The sequence below is a fragment of the Streptomyces sp. NBC_00344 genome (genome assembly GCF_036088315.1).
Taxonomy (GTDB): domain Bacteria; phylum Actinomycetota; class Actinomycetes; order Streptomycetales; family Streptomycetaceae; genus Streptomyces.
The window spans coordinates 234,459-251,659 of record NZ_CP107996.1; the positions used below are offsets into that span (position 1 = coordinate 234,459).

The following is a 17,201-nucleotide window of genomic DNA, read 5'->3' on the forward strand; positions in this document are numbered from 1 at the left end:
CAATTTCATACGGCGAGAGGCAAGGTCATCCGGCCCGAACCTGAGCACGCCGGGTTCCGGCCGTCGGCCGGACGGAATTCTCCACCCGTGCGTTCCGGCCCCGGCCGGTGAGCTATCTCACCAGCCGCAGCGAAACACGCTCCGGGCGACCGGGCCTTGTGTGTCGGCCACGCCGTACCGTCCGGGGAATCCGACTACCGGTTCGACAGGGGCCGTTGTACCCGGTGGTCTCCGCTCCGTCCCCAGCGGCGGGCGCCGGTCGGCCGACGCACCACCGCGCAGGTGGTGGTGCACGCAATGAGCACGCGTCCCGCTGCCGGCCACCCTCACGGACTCGCACGGTGGCCGTTCGGCAGACCATGGCCGGGTGTCGGCGCGGCCACGACGCACCGTCTGATCACAGTCACCACGGGGCGGACATGGCGCGGCTCAAACACACTTGCTCGTCGGGCGGTTCCCTTCGGCGGGCGGGCGAGTCGACGTCCTGACCGGTGACATATGTCATCGGTCTCCGAGGATCAATGGCCCTGTCCAAGGTCTTCTCGATGACCCAGTGTGTGGGGTGTGGATGCCCGGGTGGAGGAGATGGACTAGGTGATGCGCAAGGCAGTACGTTCATCGGCGGCCGGCCGGACACCGCATCGACAACGCCGATGCGGTCGCGCCGAATTGACACGGCCGCCCGCCGCGGGGGCCACGGGTGACGAGATGCCCTCACCGTTCCCCCCAGGCCCCGGGCCGTACAGGCCCGCAGCTGATTCGCTTGCGGATCGGCTTGCGGAACGGGCTGTGCGCAGTCCGGTCCGCAAGCGAAGTCCCGCCGCCGGACAGCGAACACCTGTAAGTATTTTCCGGACCGTCGTATTGATGTGGAGTCTTGGACATGCGTGTCATCGTGATCGGGGCGGGCATCGGAGGTCTTGCACTTGCTCAAGGGCTGCTGCAGGCGGGCGTGGACGTGCGCCTCTTCGAACGAGAATCGGCCGTCGACAGCCGGTATCAGGGCTTTCGGATCGTCCTGGACGAACGCGGCGCCGGCGCACTGCGGGAGTGTCTCCCCGACCGTCTGCACGACGTACTGCACGCCACGACAGGAGAGCTGGCGGGAAGCAGGCGGGTGGTCGATCCCCGTCTCAACGAGATCTCTCAACTCGGCGACGTCACAGGTGGCACGGCCACTGATCGTTATGTCCTGCGACATCTGCTGCTGACCGGTCTCCGCGACCGGATCGAATTCGGCAAGCATCTGATCGGCAGCACCGAGTCGCACGAGGGCACGGTTCGCGCCGACTTCGCCGACGGAAGCAGCACCGAAGGAGACATCCTGGTCGGGGCGGACGGGGTGGCTTCCACGGTGCGCCGTCAGTTACTGCCGCACGCCGAGGTCGTCACCCTGAGCGGCAGCAGCTTCCTGGGGCGCACACCCGTGAGTGCGCGGTCGGCCCACCTCGTGCCGGGTTTCGGAACCGTAGTGCGCGGCGAGAGTGCAAGTATGCTCATCGGAAAGATGGAGTTCCGCTGCCCTCCACACCTCGCGGCCGGCAGACACTCCGATGTGGCGCTGCCGGTCACTCCCGACTATCTGCGGTGGGTCGTGTCTCTCCCCGATCGGCCCGCACCGTTCCCCTCGGAGTGGGCGGAGATCCGCGAACTCCTGTTGCATGTCGTCCGCGACTGGCACCCCGACCTGGTGGAACTGGTGAAGCAGTCGGACGTGATCAACGGATCACCGCTCAAGGTCCGTTACGCAAAGGCTGTGCCTCCCTGGCGGACCGGCCGGGTCACGCTGATGGGAGACGCCGTCCACGTCATGCCACCGAGCGGTGGCCAGGGTGCGAACACCGCCTTCCGGGACGCGTCGCTTCTGAGCCGCTCCCTGATCGCCGCGCACCGAGGTGAGTCGGAGTTGCTGCCGGCCGTCGAAGCCTACGAGCGACAGATGATCGACTACGGATTCGCCGCGGTAGCCGAATCCCTGAACCGGCTACCGGACTTCAAGGCGACCCGCGACTGACCTGCCATGGGGTGGCGGACTCGGAGCCGACACGGTCAGGCGCCCGGCCGTGGCCGGCCACAGTGGACGTGCCCCTGTCCCACGCCCCCGTCCTGCGAACACGCGTCGCCCGCGCCGGATCACTCCCGCAGTGGGTACCGGTGCCGCGCCCAAGTCGGCAGTGCGAACCAGCAGAGCAGGAACCAGCCGACGAGTCCTGCGACAGCCCACGGCACGGCGCTGTTGTGCATCGCGACGCGCAGGATGAGGAGCAGGGCCGAGGTCATGGTGACCAGCAGCAGCACGATCCCGGCGACCGTCAGCCGCGAGGCCCAGGTGACCGTCTCGGGCTTGATCCGGTGTCCGGTGACCAGCCGGTGGAGTGTGACAGGGCCGATGAGCGCGCCTGTCGTGGCGGCACCGAGGAGGACAGTCGTTACGTAGATATTCTTGTCCGCCTGGCTGAGCGTAGCGAAGCGCGGTGTGAAGACAACGGTGAGCAGAAAGCCGAAGAGGATCTGAACGCCTGTCTGCGTGACACGGACTTCTTGCAGTAATTCATTCCACCGGCGGTCGGCACGCTCCTCCGCCGATTCGTGGCGCCCGCTGGACGTCTGCCGCGGGCCGAGTGGTTCCATGCGTTCTCCCGAGTTCCTCAGCAGTCAGTGCCCACGGCCACGCGCGACGCATGGAAGACGCTGCCCCGTTCTGTCAGCTGGGCCGCCGGGACGGGCCGCAGCCTATGCAACCGGAATTCATGGTAGAGAACTCGGGCCGTGTGGAGTGCGAGGCGTACCGCGACGGCCAAGAGGACCAGCCCGCCCCCTCGGCCTGGTCCTCAACGCCGTCATCCTGTGGAACGCCCGCTACCCGGACGCCGCCGTGGCCCAGCTCCGCGCCGGGGGCCACGACACCAAGGACTTCGCCCGTCTCTCACCGCTCAAGGACCGGCACATCAACTTCCTGGGCCGCTGCACCTGTTCAACATCAAGGCTTGCAGTCCCGGTCAGGACCTGCCCCTTCCGGGACCCGTTGGCTGTCGATGACGAGGATTGACGGCGGCGCACCCGGCCCGCCGGCCACTCGTAGCATCCCGTGAAGGCCAGGCGCCCGACGCTCCAGGCCGAGGCGGAACGCCGAGCTCAGCACTGGCTCCACGACCTCGCGGAGCCCTAAATGGCACCCTCCTGAACGGGATCCCAGGATTCCGGGTGACTTGGACCATCGGCCTTGGCTGCGGCACGCAGCGCCGCCTCGACCCGGCGGTTACTGGTCATGGAAGCCGTGACGGCGGTCATGGTGAGGAGGAGGCCGGCGGCGGCGTAGAGCGGGGTGCGGATGTCGTAGGTGGTGGCCAGCCAGCCGCCGAGGAAAGCCCCGAACGGGGCGGCGCACATGGCGAGCATGCGGGAGGTGGAGGCGACCCTGCCCATCAGGTGGGCCGGGACGATCGCCTGCCGGAGCGAGGGCCCGAGCACCATCGTGGCGCCCATGCCGGCCCCGCAGACGGCGAGCGCCAGCCCCGCCACGTACGGGTTCGGGGCAGCGGCCAGGCCCAGGATGGCGAGCCCTTCGACGGCGGCCGTGCAGGTCAGCGCGGTGCCGGTGCCGAGTCGTCGGCCAAGGTAGGAGGCGATGCCTGCACCGAGCAGACCGCCGGTGGCCTCCGCTGTGAGGAGCAGGCCGAAGCCGTAGGTGTCGATGCCGAGGCGGTCGTGCGCGAAGAGGGCGAGGACGGTCTCCACAGCGAGGAAGGCGACGTTCCCGACCGCCGGGCGGAGCGCGAGCCCGAGCAGGACCCGGCCCCGGAAGACGTACGAGGCCCCGGCCCGCGCCTGCCTGAGCAGCGACTCGCGGACCTCCGGCACGGGGCGGGGCATGGCGGGCAGCGTACGGACGAGCAGCGCGGAGAGCAGGAACGACACCGCGTCGGCGAGCAGCGGAACTGCCCGCCCGAGCGCGAGCAGGGCACTGCCCGCAGGCGGCCCCGCGAAGCCGGAGGCGGCGGTCTGGGCGCCGCGCAGGCGGGAGTTGGCTCGCTCCAGGAGCGCGGGGTCGCGGCCGAGCAGATCCGGCAGATAGGCCGTCGCGGCCGTATCGAAGAAGAGCCCGCCGAGGCCGAGGAGGAAGGCGACGGCCGCGAGCAGCGGAATGCTCAGCACGTCGAGCGCGGCCGCCGCCGCCGGTATCGCGAGCAGCACCGCACGTGACGCGTCCGCGACCCACATGGTGCGCCGACGGTCCCAGCGATCCACCAGCGCGCCGCCGAGCACCCCGAAGAGCAGCCACGGCAGCGTCCCGGCGGCCGTGACGACGGCGAGCGCCATCGGATCCCGTGTCAAGGTCAACGCGATCAGCGGCAGCGCGGCATGTGTCACCCCGTCACCGAGCGAGGAGATCGTCTGCGCGGTCCACAGCCGTCCGAACTCGGTCGGCAACTTCTGAACCTCTGGGGTCACTTGACGTTCCCTTCGGCCTGCTCGTGGGGTGTCGGGTGGAACAATGCGAAGACGAGTGACGCGTCCGGCAGCGACGGATCGGACAGCTCCCGGTACTCGTCCGCCAGTGCCTCCAGCCGCGCCCCCAGCTGTGCGAACTGCTCCTCGGTGAGCCGCAGATGCGCCATCCGTACGTGCCGCTCGCCTTCCGTCGGCGCTGCCTCCAGGTCGGCCACCGCATTCCGCATCAGCACATCCGGGCCTCCCTCGCCCGGATCCGGCAGCACGATCGCCCGCGCGGCCATCGTGTAGTACCGCTCGGTGACCCCCCGCACCTTCCGCGTCCGCACCACCTTCACCAGGCCGGCCCGCTCCAGCAGCCGCACGTGATAGCTGGAACTCCCCTTCGCGAGCCCCACCCGCTCGGCGATCTGCGTGATCGTCGCCGGCTCGAAGCGGAGCACGGCCATGATCCGGTGGCGCGTGAGATTGGAGACGGCGCGCAGCTGCTCGTCCGTGGTGACGTGAAAGGTCTGGGGAAGATCATCGGTAGGCATGCAAGCAATGGTCAACGATTCTTGACCATTGCGCAAGGGCATTTCGCACGGACTTCCGGAATCGGCCGTCCAGCAGGTGAGGCCTTCGCTCCCGCCCTGGATGACGGCCTTGACGCCGTGGCCGAGCAGGTGCCCGAGGTTCGCCCGGGAGGCCGGGATCGCCCGAGTGCGCGACATCCCGTGGGTTGCTCTGCGCCTCCCCGGGCCCTCAACCCCGTGGCCCGGCGGTCCGCCCTCTCTCCCGTAGCAGTTCGCAGGCTGACGTACTTCGCGATTCCTGAAGCGTTCTCACTGCATCCGGATCGGTTCACGATCAGGGTGAAGGCGAGGAGGCTGCGCCGGCTGTCGTACGGGACCCGCGTGAGCACTGGGCGCCCGCGTCGGGACCGGCAACTCGAAGAGGCCCTGACCCACGGGCCCAGCCCGCTCCGCCTCGCCGAGGCGTTCGGGCTCGGCGACAAGACCGCGATGCGCTACGCGGACTCCGCGCGAGCACTACTGGAACAGGCCGCTGAAGAGCAGGTTCGATGAGGTCCGGGCTGCTGTCGTCAGTTTTCGGGAAGCCGCGACGGCGCAGGTTTCAGTCCGTCCAGGGTGAGGTCGAGGAGGCGTTCGGCCTGCTCTCGCTGCTCGGGCTTGGCCGAGGTGAGGGCGATACCAGCGAGGGCGGCGAACATGTCGGTCGGGCTGATGTCGGACCGGATCGTTCCGGCAGCGGTATTGGCGTCCATGAGGGAGGAGAGGGCGGCCTCAATCATCTCGTGACTGTCGGCGTAGGGATTGGTTCCCGAGTTGACGACGGCTCGCAGGGCGTCGGCCATGCCGAGTTTGGCGGTGGCGTAGTCGATGAAGCGGCGAGTCCAGGCTCGCAGGGCCTCAGGCGGCGACATCGCGCCAAGGAGGCCGGGGACGGCGTCGCACAGCCGGGCCACTTCGTTGCGGTACGCCGCCTCGATCAGACCTTCCCTGGTCGGGAAGTTGCGGTAGAGGGTGCCGGTTCCCACGCCCGCTTCTCTGGCGATGCGCTCGAAGTGCGCATCCAGTCCCTCCTCAGTGAACACGCGCACCGCGGCGGCCAGGATCTTGTCCCGGTTCCGCTGTGCGTCAGCCCTCAGCGGGCGTCCTGCATCCCGGGCCATCAATTCTCTCCCCAGTCTCCATTTGCTAAGTGGAGGAGCCGCCACTTAGTGTGGATGAAGTGGCGGAGCCTCCACTTTCACTGTAGGGCATGGCCGCCCCCACTTCTCTACTGGAAGGACTGGCCATCATGACGGGAATCGAAGGCAAAGTCGTGGCGATCACGGGCGCCAGCAGCGGCATCGGTGAGGCGACCGCGCTCCTGCTCGCCGAGCACGGCGCGAAGATCGTCCTCGGGGCACGCCGTCCGGAGCGCCTTGAGGCCCTGGCCGCCCGCATCGAAAAGGCCGGCGGTGAAGCCGCCTGGGCCCGCACGGACGTGACGCGACGCGAGGACCTTTCCGGCCTCGTCAAGCTGGCACGCGATCGATACGGCAAGCTCGACGTCCTCGTCAGCAATGCCGGGATCGGTCTGATCTCCCGTCTGGATGACCTGCGCGTCGAGGACTGGGAGGAGATGATCGACGTCAACCTCAAAGGGGTCCTGTACGGGATCGCCGCAGCCCTTCCCGTCTTCCGGGAGCAGGGCTTCGGGCACTTCGTCAACACCGTGTCCACCGCCGGACTGCGCATCGTGCCGCTCCAATCGGTGTACGCCGGCACGAAGAACGCCGTGCGCACCATCTCTGAGGGCCTGCGCCAGGAGGCCGGCGACAGCCTGCGCGTGACCGTCGTCTCGCCCGGCGCCGTCCGCACGGACTTCGCAGAGCGTATGGATCCGGCTGTGAAGGACCAGATCGACAAGATGATGGAGATCGCTCTTTCGCCGGACGCGGTGGCCCGCGCCATCGCCTTCGCCATCGAACAGCCGGACGGTGTCGATATAGGTGACATCGTCGTTCGCCCCACCGCCCAGGGATAGGCCTGCGCAGCCAGGCCGCACCACACACGCATTCCTGTCGAACCCACGGATAGCCCCAGCTGACGCACACGGACCGACCCCCGAGTTCCCCCTGAACAAGCTTCAGTTCAGCTGAACCCACGGGCCTCCGGGTGTGAGTAGTAGCGGTGCAGAAAATGCCGCTGAGATTGATCTTGCTCGGGTCCGTCTACCGCGCGGGCTCTTCGAGCCGGCGGGGGACGGTGAGGGGCTGTCCCGCCGCCATTCGGTCGTCCAGGGACCTCAGGGCCGGTCCTCGGCCGGCCGCCCCATGTCGCCGTCGGAACCCGGTCACGGTGGAGTGTGTCGTGCGAGCGTGGAAAGCCTCCCGGCCGGCAGGCGGCCGCGCGGAGCATCAGCGAGCACTGTGCCGGGCGCGGCGGATGGGCGGAACGACGGTGGGTACCAGCGCTGAGAGTCGGGATCGGTTTGGCGCCGCAACGTGTTCGGGCGCCTTGCATGCGAAGTGAAAGCGGTTCGGTAGTGCGGGTACGGTGGCGTGCGGCGGTTCAGTGGCTGGGCTGGGAATTCGCTGCGGTGGGCCGCACGGCCGGCTCCGCGGTCAGGCGTTCGGGACCTGAACGGGACGCCATGGTGCAGTCGCTCAAGGCTGCCGGTGCTGCAATCGCAGCCTGGGCCCTGACCGGATGGTGGCTCGAGGCGCCACTGGCTCTGATGGCGCCATGGACGGCCATTGCGCTGGTCATGAGCACTGTCTACCGCTCCCTGTACTCGGGCGTGCAGCAGTTCGCCATCATCATGGTGGGCACCTTGTGGGCGTCAGCGGCCATGGCCGTCACCGGAAATTCCACGCTGGGCGCCATGGCCCTCACGCTGCCGTTCATGGTGCTGCTCGGCAACTACCGCCGGCTCGGCAGTCAGGGCATCTACGGGGCTACCACCGCTCTTTTCGTCATTACCTACGGTGCGTCCACGTTGAACCAAGTCGGGCACCGGCTGCTGGAGACTCTGATCGGCGCCGTGGTGGGTGTTGCCGTCAACGCCTTCATCCTGCCACCGGTGCATCTGCGCAGCGTGCGCGACAACCTCCACGCACTGGCCCGTGGCAGCGGGGAACTGCTCGCCATGGTGGCCGAGGGCCTCCGCGAGGAAGAGGGGCTCGCGCGCGCCGGGGGGTGGCATGACCGCGCCTGCCGGCTCGGCCAGACGGTCCAGGCCCTGGCGGATGCCCGGCAGTGGACCTCTGAGAGCTACCGGTTCAATCCGGGCTGGCGGTTGCGCCGGGGCTCCCCGCAACCGCCGGCAGAGATCGACGCGGTCTGGGAGCGGGTAGGAGCTCACCTCGTCGCCATCACCCGCACGCTCCAGAACACGGCCGGCGCCGACGCACGGCTCACTTCCCCTTCGTACGCGTATCTGGCCCGGTGGGCCGACCTCGCGGAGAACGCCGCGGCCGTATGCAACGCGGAAGCCGACCTTCTCGAGGGGGCCGGACCATCGCAGCCTCTGCGCGATCAACGACATGCCGCACTGGAAAGGGCACGGATCGTACACGAGGAACTCACCACAGAATTTCAGCGGGAACAAGGGGCAGCGATTGCGGTCGGCGGTGAACTCGTCGTGGAGACACAGCAACTTCTGCGCGAACTCGCCGACATCAATTGACCCGCCCCGGCAACGACCGGGCCTGTTTCGTCTCGAGCCGTACGCGGCGTCATCTGCCCGAGTGGCCGAACCGAGCTTTCACGGGCCCACCAGTTCGCAAGACGTCGCTGCCGCATTTCCCGGACAGCGCCGGCTCGCACCCATTTCATCGTCCATAACGGCCCGAGTTTCCTCCTGGGCCGACCGGGTACGGGCTCAGTGAACACCGCACCGCGGCTCCCCGGCGCCGCGGTGGCATCGAAAGGGAGGACATCACATGCTGAAGGCGATCGCAGACGTTATTCGTTCTATCGGTGGTGCCATCGCCACCGTCGTGACCCTGCCCTTCCGCGCTGTCGCACGGCTCTTCGGTGGAGCCTCCGACACCGCCCACGGCCACCACTGATTCCATCCCACCTCCAGATCTGCCCCGGTCCGCTCATCGCGCCCGGGGCTTTGCTGGGCGCGGGACGTCGTTGGGGCCTTCGGTACCCTGCTGGCGGCGAGGTGGGGGCCCGAGCTGTGTGGCTCCTCATACCCCACTGACTAGGTGAGCCGCATGTGCCTCACCGAACGATGCCGTGAGAACGCCCGGCGCACCGGCGTACCCGAGAACGGCATCGACAGCCCGGGTCAGAGCTGTTCGAGCCGCCGCGTCAGGAACCGCCGCTCGGGGGGCGAGGTCGCCAGCTCGATCGCCCGACGGAACGCCAGTCCGGCCTCCGCTTCACGGCCGAGGCGTCGCAGCAGCTCGCCGCGGGTCGAGTGGAAGTACAGGTAGCCGTCCAGGTCGAGGCGGTCGACGGCGTACAACGCCGCGGCAGGGTCGCCGGCTTGAGCGACCGCCACGGCGCGGTTGAGTTCGACCACCGGGGAGCCGGTGAGTGCGACCAGACGCCGGTACATCTCGGCGACCAGCGGCCAGTCGATCCGCTCCCTCGTCTGCATCGACGCGATCATGGCCTGAACGACATATGCGCCGCGTCCGCCCAGCGCGAGCGCCCGGTCGAGCGCCGCCCGTCCCGACCCGACCTCGCTCATGTTCCACAGCGACCTGTCCTGATCGTCGAGCAGCACGAGATCCTCGCCGGAGAACCGGGCCCGTCGCCGGGCGTGGTGGATCGTCATGAGCGCCAGCAGCCCGTGCGCCTCCGGCTCGTCGGGCATGAGTGCGGCGAGCACTCGTCCCAAGCGGATCGCTTCGGCGCCCAGGTCGACCCGGCCTCGGTAGCCCTCGTTGTAGATCAGATAGATGACGGCCAGCACCGCATCGAGCCGGTCGGGCAGCAGACGCGCGCCGGGGACTGCGAACGGGATCCCGGTCGCCTTGATCTTGGCCTTGGCGCGCGACAGGCGCCGCTTCATGGTCTCCTCCGAGACCAGATACGCCCGGGCGATCTCGGCGGTCTCCAGGCCACCGAGGGCCCGCAGCGTGAGAGCGACCTGCCCCTCCAGCGGCAGCGCCGGGTGGCAGCAGGTGAAGATCAGCTCCAGCCGTTCGTCCTTGATCACGGTGTCGTCGAACTCGTCCATGACGGCCTCGGATGCCGACAGCAATGGGGTATCCCCTGCTCGAGCGAAGCCGAGAACGCGGGGAAGGACCTTCTCGGCCAGGGTGCGCTCCCGGCGCATGCGGTCGATCGCCCGGTTGCGGGCCGTCGTCGCCAGCCACGCACCCGGGTTGTCCGGCACGCCCGACGCAGGCCAGCGCTCCGCCGCGATCGCGAACGCCTCCTGCGCAGCGTCCTCGGCCTTGTCGAAGTCGTGCAGGAACCCGACCAGCGAGGCCAGCACCCGGCCCCACTCGTCGCGGAAAACCTGCTCCAGCACGCTCAGCGCCGCACCACCGGTCTGACCTCCACCACGCCGCCGAGCCGGGCGGCCGGGACGCGCGCCGCCAGCTCGATCGCTTCGTCCAGATCGGCCGTCTCGACCAGACAGATACCGCCGAGCACCTCCTTGGTGTCCGCGAACGGGCCGTCGGTCATCAGCGTCCGGCCCCCGGCCACGCGCACGCTGGTCGCCATCTCGGCGGGCTGCAGCTGCGCAGCATCGAGGCACCGGTCGTCATCGGCCAGCGCCAGATACTCGGCATACGCCGTCTCACGTTCCACATCCGACAACGCCTCCTCATGGCCGGGCTCCGTGTAGATGAGCAAGGCGTAGTGCATCGCAACCTCCGGGGCGGTGGGCTCTCACCTTCACGACGAACGAGCAGCCGCGCAAGGGACACACCGGGACCACCGCTTTCGGGAAGGCCGGAACGCCGGGCGCCCGACCCGGCACCGGTACACGGGGGGCACGCCGCACCACCGGCCCACGGTACGGACTCCCAGGTGGATCCACAGCCGGTGCGCTGACGACGTGCGGCTCCAGCCGGGGGTGGGCCTCGGTCCGGGCAGCGATCCGCTCGTCGGGGACCGCCGGCTGCTCCGGTGCGATCCACCCGGCGGACGGTGCGGGCCGGCTGCCTTCCCGTACTGGCGCCATCTGCTCCGGCATTCAGCCCCGATGTGCGGGACAGTCCCTGGTCAGGATGTCGGGGTTGCCTTGGAGCGCGCTCGAAATCGTAGGTTCGGTGCATGACCACTCGACAGCAAAAGATCAACAGCGGATTCGGCGCCGGCAGTACCACGAGTGATGTTCTGCGGGGCATCGACCTGTCCGGCAGGCTCGCGATCGTGACCGGTGGCTCTTCGGGTCTGGGCCTGGAGACGACACGGGCCCTGGCCGGCGCGGGAGCACGTGTCATCGTGCCTGCCCGGCGCCGCGCCGCTGCCCATGAAGCGGTGGACGGGATCGACGGCGTGGAGGTGGAGAAACTGGAGCTGACGGACCTGGACAGTGTGCGGTCCTTCGCCGAGCGTTTCCTCTCCTCGGATCGCGCCATCGACATCATGATCAACAATGCCGGGATCATGGCAAGCCCGCAGACGCTGGTCGGCCCCGGCTGGGAGGCGCAGTTCGCGACCAATCACCTCGGCCACTACGCGCTGGTGAACCGGCTCTGGCCGGCGATCGAGCGTGGGGGTGCGCGCGTAGTTTCGGTGTCGTCCAACGGGCACCAGCTCTCGGACATCCGCTGGGACGACATGCACTTCGCGCACGGCTACGACAAGTGGCAGGCATATGGGCAGGCGAAGACGGCCAATGCCCTGTTCGCCCTCCATCTGGACGTACTGGGCCGTGACGCCGGGGTGCGGGCGTTCTCGCTTCATCCGGGAACCATCTCCACGCAGTTGGCCCGCCATATGTCGCAGGAGGAGCTGGCGGAGTTGACGGCGACGATCGGCGCCAGTGCGACGAACAGTGGCTGGAAGACGCCCGAACAGGGGGCGGCGACGCAGGTATGGGCGGCGACCTCACCACAGTTGCGAGGCATGGGCGGCGTGTACTGCGAAGACTGTGACATCGCCGGCCCTGCGGCAGAGGACACCGTTCTCGGAAGCGGTGTGAGGGACTGGGCCACCGACCGGGAGCGGGCAGCGCGGCTGTGGCGGCTGTCGGCCGAACTCACCGGAGTCGACGCCTTCACCACGCGGACATGAAGGAGCGCGGATCTTGCGTGAATACTGAGGAATTCATTCCGGGACTGAGGTGCACCACTGGCAGTTCGGCGGACGGACGTGACGACCGGAGGCACCCGGCCGACGTCACCGCCTCATCCCTTCGGATCGCCTCTGATCGCGCAGCGGCCTCATGCTTCACCCGAACCTTCGGATGCATCGGCCCGACACAGGCTGCGCCGCTTCCGCCCTGCGGCGCAGTAACGCGCACACCCACCGGAGACGTGAGCCCCGTGCGCCTCCGCCGGCCTGCAGGAAAGCCCGGGGAGGGAGTTCGACTGCTGTCGCGGCACACCCTGATCCGCCCGCAGGATCTCGTCGATCACCGGCTCGTACGATCACGGCAGCCGCCTGGGACGGTACATCCACCCTGCGCGCTCGCCCGGCCCCTCCCTGTCCGAGGGTCCGGCTCTCGCGCGGCATAGAGTCGGGGGTGCGAGGTCCCGCTCCGCCCTCCGGTGCCCGAGGCCCTCTTCTCGTACCCACGACCGACCACAAGGAGCAGCCGTGACCGACCCGGCGTCCAGAACCCTGCAGCAGGAGATCGCCCGGGATCTCCAGGTGTCCGCGAGTTTCGATCCCGCGCAGGAGATTGAGCGCAGGGTGGCCTTTCTCGCCGAGCGGCTGACTTCGACGGGGCTGAAGTCGCTGGTGCTCGGTATCAGCGGGGGTGTTGACTCCACGACTGCGGGACGCCTCTGCCGGCTCGCAGTGGAGCGGGCGCGCGCTGCCGGGCACGACGCGACCTTTTACGCCATGCGTCTGCCGTACGGGGTCCAGGCGGACGAGAAGGACGCGCAGCTCGCCCTGGGCTTCATCGACGCCGACCAGGTCCTGACCGTGGACGTGAAGTCGGCGACTGACGCCGCGCTGGCCGACTTGCTGACCGGTGGGCTGACCTTTCAGGACGCACACCATCAGGACTTCGTGCAGGGCAACATCAAGGCCCGGCAGCGGATGATCGCGCAGTACGCGGTCGCGGGCGCTCACGACGGCCTCGTCGTCGGCACCGACCACGCGGCCGAAGCCGTCTCCGGATTCTTCACGAAGCACGGAGACGGCGCGGCTGACGTCGTACCGCTGACGGGGCTGACCAAACGCCGGGTGCGGGCCGTGGCCGAGGTGCTGGGCGCCCCGGCCGAATTGGTGTGGAAGACACCTACGGCCGACCTCGAGACCCTTGATCCCGGCAAGCCCGACGAGGACTCCCTCGGGGTGACATACGACGAGATCGACGACTTCCTGGAGGGGAAGCCCGTCGTCGAATCCGCCTTTCGGTCGATCGTCCGCCGCTACCGCCTGACCGAGCACAAGCGCCAGCTGCCGCTCGCACCCTGAGGCCGAGTTTCCGGGGGCCGATACGGCACATTGCATTCAGGTCTTCGTGCTTCCCCCCGGAGCATCCGGCAGATGCGGATGCTCCGGGGGCTTCGGTCGCGCCGGCCGAATTCGGGCCGGAAGTGAAGCGCCGGGCGGGGCGCGCCCGGTATCCCCACCACCCGCATAGCGGCGCGTACAGCTTCTGGCCTCGACCGGAACAAGTCCGTAGGGACTGCTCGGAACCTCCTCATGGCTCGCAGGCCTCTTGAGCGGTTCGTCAGGCGCACCTTCGGTGAGAAGTCCAGGCTTTCCGGCATGCGGTTCTCCGTCCCCGAACCGGGCCGCTCCGAACCGTGGGGCCCTTCCAGGCCGTGGTGTGTCACCGGCCCGAGGTGGCGTTCCGGTCCGCACGCGGCAGCGGTCCAGCCTCGTTCCGGCGCGAGAGCCGCCGCGACCCGGCTCGCGGTCACGGCCGGGCGGCGCGCCCTGCCGCCGTCCCCGTTCCGCGGATTTCGGACCTGAGGGCACGTCAGTGGATCCGGCATCCGCGGTCAGGTGATCATCCACTGCCTCCACCCGATGCCGGGCCGGACATCTCAGTGGGCAGATCCACCGCTGGGCGAGATCCACCTCGCCGCTGGGCCCTCTCCATCACCCCTCCCACCGGCACCTGAACCGCCCGCACCTAAATCACCAACGGCGGGTCAGTGATCCATCGCATGTGGACATGCGTGCGAAGAAACGACTCGGCTGCCTCGCTACCCCGGATCAGAAAGGCGCATTCACCTCCTTTCGTGTGATGACAGGCGAAGTACAGAGGAACGAGGGTAAGTAGGCGCCTACAGGAGAGCCGAGGATCACATATGGCCGTTGGAGCCGAGCAGGGAGCCGTGCGAACGCAACCGTCCGGGCAGCAGAGTCTGGCGACGTCCGCCGCACGGAACCTGGCGACGACCACGAAGTCCGTTCCGCAGACGAGGGAGACTTCCTCGCGCTGGCTGCTGCGGATGCTGCCCTGGGTAGATGTGCACGGCGGAACCTACCGGGTCAACCGGAGACTGAGCCACTCCGTGAGTGACGGGCGGGTGACCTTCGTGCAGACCGGCGGGCGGGTCTCGGTCGTCCCGGGTGAGCTGGGGGAACTGCCGCCGCTCCGAGGCTACGGCGACGAGGCGGTACTGAACGAGTTGGCCGGTCGTTGCGAGCAGGTCGACTGCGCGCCGGGCACGGTGCTGGCTCGTGCAGGCGACGCGAAGGACCGGGTCTTCCTGCTGGCGCACGGCCGCGTCGACAAGGTTGGCACCGGACGGTACGGCGCAGTCGCCACTATCGGATTCCTGGCCGACGGCGCCCACTTCGGCGACCAGTGCCTGACCGAAACGGCCCCGGCCTGGGAGTGCACGTTCCGCGCCACCACCGCCTGCACACTTCTGGTGCTGTCCAGGAGAGACGTCGACAACGTCGCCGCGCGCGCCAGGTCGCTCGGCGACCACCTGGACAGAGCGGCGGCACTTCCGCAGCAGCGCACCAACACGTACGGCGAGGCGATGATCGATCTCGCGGCCGGACACGCGGGCGAGCCGCTCGTCCCGCACACCTTCGTCGACTACGACCCGGGGCCACGCGAATACGAGCTCTCCCTCGCGCAGACGGTCCTGAAAGTCCACAGCCGCGTCGCCGACCTCTACAACGATCCGATGAACCAGACCGAGCAACAACTCCGCCTCACCCTCGAGGCGCTGCGCGAGCGCCAGGAGCACGAGCTCGTCAACAACCCGGAGTTCGGACTGCTCAACAACTGCGACTACGCGCAGCGCCTGCAGCCCCATGACGGGGTGCCCGGTCCCGATGACATGGACGAGCTGCTCTCGCGGCGGCGCGGCAACAAGTTCTTCCTCGCCCACCCCCGGGCCATCGCCGCGTTCGGCCGCGAATGCAGTCAACGCGGCCTGGTCCTGGAGCGGTTGGACGTCGGGGGCCACCGCGTTCCTTCCTGGCGCGGTGTGCCGATCTATCCGTGCGGGAAGATCCCGGTCAGCGAGGCTCGTACGACCTCGATCCTCTGCATGCGCACGGGTGAGGACGACCAGGGCGTCATCGGGCTGCGACAGGCGGGGATCCCGGACGAGATCGAGCCGAGCCTGTCGATGCGGTTCATGGGCATCGATGAGCGGGCGATCATCTCCTACCTTGTCACCGCCTACTTCTCGGCCGCGGTTCTGGTCCCCGATGCGCTCGGCATCCTGGAGGGCGTCGAAGTCGGCCGCTGGCGCTGACTTGAGCTGACCGGCGTTCCCCCACCCGTACTGCCACCCGGCCATATAGGGCTGCTCGGGATTCCGTGGACGTATGCCACCCCGGGCAGGCCAGCCGAGCATGCCTGCCCGCATTCCCAGGCCACCCGCCCGCACCATCAGGCGCACCCATTCGCCCGACCCGAAAGGCACTCCTCGCATGACCCGAACCAGCGGCGCAGGCGTCCCCACGTGGACGTGGGACGGGCCGCCTGCCGCCCACCCACCAGTCCGGCCGACCGCACCTTCACTCCGTACGGCCGTGCGGACGCCGCCGGACCCTTCCTCGCACCTCGCACTCGAACGCCTGCTGGCCGGCCCCACGGGACAAGGCACGGCCGCCAGTCGCGCCTTCCACTCCCCCACCACGTCCACGGCCCCGCAGACAACCGGGTCCTCTCCCCAGGACGATGCCCCGTCCGGCGCAGGAGGCCCGTCGGCCGGCCGGCAGACGGTGCGGATCCCGCCTCTGTACTGCCCCGACGCCGTGCGCGACGATCCGGATCTGGGGGAGGAGGTCAACAACCGCCTGGTCGAGTGGGCTGCGGAGATCGGCATCTTCACCGGACGCCTCGAACGCCTGCGCTCGCACCAGTTCGGGCGCCTGTTCATGCTGGCCCACCCCGACTGCGACGACCCCGACCGACTGCTGACCGCGGCCCGCTGCGGACTCGCCGAATGGGCCGTGGACGACCACTGGGTGGACGAGGGCGACGACACGGAACCGGAACTCCTGGGCTCCCGCCTGGCGATGGCCCACGCGGTGATCGACCCCGTCCGGCTCCCCGCCCGCTACCTGGCTCAGTTCGAAGAAGTCGTTCACCAGCAGCCTGTGCTGCGCGCCTTCCGGTCCAGTCTCGCCCACCTGTCCCGGATCGCCGACACCACCCAAGTGGCCCGTCTGCGCCACGAACTCGCGGTCATGTTCGTCGCATACGGGCAAGAGGCCGAATGGCGCAGCAGCGGGCGGAAGCCCGCGGTGTGGGAGTACCTCCTGCACCGCTACGAGAACGCCTTCTACCCCTGCATGGTGCTGATCGACTCGGTCGGCGGCTATGAACTGCCCGCCCAGGAGTTCGCCGACCCCACCGTGCGCCGCACCTACCTCTACGCCGGCATGGCCAACGTCCTGCTCAACGACCTCTACTCGATGGCCAAGGAAGACCCCGGAGACACCAACCTGCCCAACCTCATCGCCCTTGAGGACAACTGCTCCCTCCAGGAAGCCGTCGACCGTACGGCAGCCATCCACGACGAACTCATGCACACCGTCCAAGCCGACTGCGCCGTCCTGTCAGCGGCCGGCTCCCCGCAGCTGCGCCGATACCTGGCCGGTCTGTGGGCGTGGATGGGCGGCAGCAAGCAGTGGCACGCCACTAGCGCCCGCTACCACCAGGCGAACTGAACCCCG

At 68.8% G+C, this 17,201-nt stretch carries 16 protein-coding genes; 10 read left to right on the forward strand and 6 right to left on the reverse strand.

Features of this window, described 5'->3' with window-relative positions:
* The first annotated feature begins 883 nt into the window (after positions 1-883).
* Positions 884-2,014, forward strand: coding sequence for an FAD-dependent oxidoreductase (locus tag OHS16_RS01170; protein WP_328535237.1), 1,131 nt, complete (start codon positions 884-886; stop codon positions 2,012-2,014).
* A gap of 119 nt (positions 2,015-2,133) precedes the next feature.
* On the opposite strand, the gene OHS16_RS01175 is transcribed toward OHS16_RS01170, so the two are convergent.
* Positions 2,134-2,631 carry a DUF6328 family protein gene (locus tag OHS16_RS01175; RefSeq protein WP_328535238.1) on the reverse strand — a complete coding sequence of 166 codons (498 nt, stop codon included), beginning with the start codon at positions 2,629-2,631 and terminating at the stop codon, positions 2,134-2,136.
* Here OHS16_RS01175 and OHS16_RS01180 point away from each other — a divergent pair.
* Positions 2,630-3,049 carry a Tn3 family transposase gene (locus OHS16_RS01180; protein WP_443042538.1) on the forward strand — a complete coding sequence of 140 codons (420 nt, stop codon included), beginning with the start codon at positions 2,630-2,632 and terminating at the stop codon, positions 3,047-3,049. The two genes, OHS16_RS01175 and OHS16_RS01180, sit on opposite strands and share 2 nt — an antisense overlap.
* Before the next feature lie 116 nt (positions 3,050-3,165).
* On the opposite strand, the gene OHS16_RS01185 is transcribed toward OHS16_RS01180, so the two are convergent.
* Together OHS16_RS01185 and OHS16_RS01190 are read right to left on the reverse strand one after the other, a co-directional pair.
* The gene (locus tag OHS16_RS01185) at positions 3,166-4,452 is read right to left on the reverse strand and encodes an MFS transporter (protein ID WP_328535239.1); all 1,287 of its coding nucleotides are present in this window, start codon (positions 4,450-4,452) and stop codon (positions 3,166-3,168) included.
* Positions 4,449-4,988: an ArsR/SmtB family transcription factor gene (locus OHS16_RS01190; RefSeq protein WP_328535240.1), complete on the reverse strand. Its 540-nt coding sequence runs from the start codon at positions 4,986-4,988 to the stop codon at positions 4,449-4,451. Before OHS16_RS01190 ends, OHS16_RS01185 begins: the two co-directional genes overlap by 4 nt.
* Positions 4,989-5,348: 360 nt before the next feature.
* Here OHS16_RS01190 and OHS16_RS01195 point away from each other — a divergent pair, with 360 nt between their 5' ends.
* Positions 5,349-5,519, forward strand: coding sequence for a hypothetical protein (locus OHS16_RS01195; RefSeq protein WP_328535241.1), 171 nt, complete (start codon positions 5,349-5,351; stop codon positions 5,517-5,519).
* Positions 5,520-5,536: 17 nt separating this feature from the next.
* Here the strand turns inward: OHS16_RS01195 and OHS16_RS01200 are convergent, their stop codons facing one another.
* On the reverse strand, positions 5,537-6,127 hold the full coding sequence (locus tag OHS16_RS01200; RefSeq protein WP_328535242.1) for a TetR/AcrR family transcriptional regulator: 591 nt from the start codon (positions 6,125-6,127) through the stop codon (positions 5,537-5,539).
* 128 nt (positions 6,128-6,255) lie between these two features.
* On the opposite strand from OHS16_RS01200, the gene OHS16_RS01205 reads away from it, so the two are divergent.
* From OHS16_RS01205 to OHS16_RS01215, 3 genes are all read left to right on the forward strand, one after another.
* Entirely contained in the window at positions 6,256-6,987 is a 732-nt protein-coding gene (locus tag OHS16_RS01205) for an SDR family oxidoreductase (protein ID WP_328535243.1), read from the forward strand.
* 477 nt (positions 6,988-7,464) lie between these two features.
* The gene (locus OHS16_RS01210; protein WP_328535244.1) at positions 7,465-8,631 is read left to right on the forward strand and encodes an FUSC family protein; all 1,167 of its coding nucleotides are present in this window, start codon (positions 7,465-7,467) and stop codon (positions 8,629-8,631) included.
* A gap of 256 nt (positions 8,632-8,887) precedes the next feature.
* Complete coding sequence (locus tag OHS16_RS01215; RefSeq protein ID WP_280118781.1) at positions 8,888-9,016, forward strand: LPFR motif small protein; 129 nt, start codon at positions 8,888-8,890, stop codon at positions 9,014-9,016.
* 227 nt (positions 9,017-9,243) lie between these two features.
* Here the strand turns inward: OHS16_RS01215 and OHS16_RS01220 are convergent, their stop codons facing one another.
* Together OHS16_RS01220 and OHS16_RS01225 are read right to left on the reverse strand one after the other, a co-directional pair.
* Positions 9,244-10,440, reverse strand: a complete 1,197-nt coding sequence (locus OHS16_RS01220) for an RNA polymerase sigma factor (RefSeq protein WP_328535245.1) — start codon at positions 10,438-10,440, stop codon at positions 9,244-9,246.
* 2 nt (positions 10,441-10,442) lie between these two features.
* On the reverse strand, positions 10,443-10,781 hold the full coding sequence (locus OHS16_RS01225) for a YciI family protein (RefSeq protein WP_328535246.1): 339 nt from the start codon (positions 10,779-10,781) through the stop codon (positions 10,443-10,445).
* Between the two features lie 411 nt (positions 10,782-11,192).
* Between OHS16_RS01225 and OHS16_RS01230 the strand changes: the two genes are divergently transcribed.
* The 4 genes from OHS16_RS01230 (at position 11,193) to OHS16_RS01245 (ending at position 17,195) form a co-directional block, all read left to right on the forward strand.
* Positions 11,193-12,158, forward strand: coding sequence for an SDR family NAD(P)-dependent oxidoreductase (locus OHS16_RS01230; RefSeq protein ID WP_328535247.1), 966 nt, complete (start codon positions 11,193-11,195; stop codon positions 12,156-12,158).
* Positions 12,159-12,683: 525 nt separating this feature from the next.
* The gene (gene nadE / locus OHS16_RS01235) at positions 12,684-13,514 is read left to right on the forward strand and encodes an ammonia-dependent NAD(+) synthetase (RefSeq protein WP_328535248.1); all 831 of its coding nucleotides are present in this window, start codon (positions 12,684-12,686) and stop codon (positions 13,512-13,514) included.
* 845 nt (positions 13,515-14,359) lie between these two features.
* Positions 14,360-15,772: a family 2B encapsulin nanocompartment shell protein gene (locus OHS16_RS01240; RefSeq protein ID WP_328535249.1), complete on the forward strand. Its 1,413-nt coding sequence runs from the start codon at positions 14,360-14,362 to the stop codon at positions 15,770-15,772.
* Positions 15,773-16,052: 280 nt separating this feature from the next.
* Positions 16,053-17,195, forward strand: a complete 1,143-nt coding sequence (locus OHS16_RS01245; protein ID WP_328535250.1) for a family 2 encapsulin nanocompartment cargo protein terpene cyclase — start codon at positions 16,053-16,055, stop codon at positions 17,193-17,195.
* The last annotated feature ends 6 nt before the right edge of the window (positions 17,196-17,201 follow it).

Excerpts from the sequence above, each read along its gene's own strand:
- OHS16_RS01170 (WP_328535237.1), top strand. The coding sequence starts at position 884 with ATGCGTGTCATCGTGATCGGGGCGGGCATCGGAGGTCTTGCACTTGCT.
- OHS16_RS01180 (WP_443042538.1), top strand. The coding sequence starts at position 2,630 with ATGCGTTCTCCCGAGTTCCTCAGCAGTCAGTGCCCACGGCCACGCGCG.
- OHS16_RS01175 (WP_328535238.1), bottom strand. The coding sequence starts at position 2,631 with ATGGAACCACTCGGCCCGCGGCAGACGTCCAGCGGGCGCCACGAATCG.
- OHS16_RS01190 (WP_328535240.1), bottom strand. The coding sequence starts at position 4,988 with ATGCCTACCGATGATCTTCCCCAGACCTTTCACGTCACCACGGACGAG.
- OHS16_RS01200 (WP_328535242.1), bottom strand. The coding sequence starts at position 6,127 with ATGGCCCGGGATGCAGGACGCCCGCTGAGGGCTGACGCACAGCGGAAC.
- OHS16_RS01205 (WP_328535243.1), top strand. The coding sequence starts at position 6,256 with ATGACGGGAATCGAAGGCAAAGTCGTGGCGATCACGGGCGCCAGCAGC.
- OHS16_RS01210 (WP_328535244.1), top strand. The coding sequence starts at position 7,465 with ATGCGAAGTGAAAGCGGTTCGGTAGTGCGGGTACGGTGGCGTGCGGCG.
- OHS16_RS01215 (WP_280118781.1), top strand. The coding sequence starts at position 8,888 with ATGCTGAAGGCGATCGCAGACGTTATTCGTTCTATCGGTGGTGCCATC.
- OHS16_RS01225 (WP_328535246.1), bottom strand. The coding sequence starts at position 10,781 with ATGCACTACGCCTTGCTCATCTACACGGAGCCCGGCCATGAGGAGGCG.
- OHS16_RS01230 (WP_328535247.1), top strand. The coding sequence starts at position 11,193 with ATGACCACTCGACAGCAAAAGATCAACAGCGGATTCGGCGCCGGCAGT.
- OHS16_RS01240 (WP_328535249.1), top strand. The coding sequence starts at position 14,360 with ATGGCCGTTGGAGCCGAGCAGGGAGCCGTGCGAACGCAACCGTCCGGG.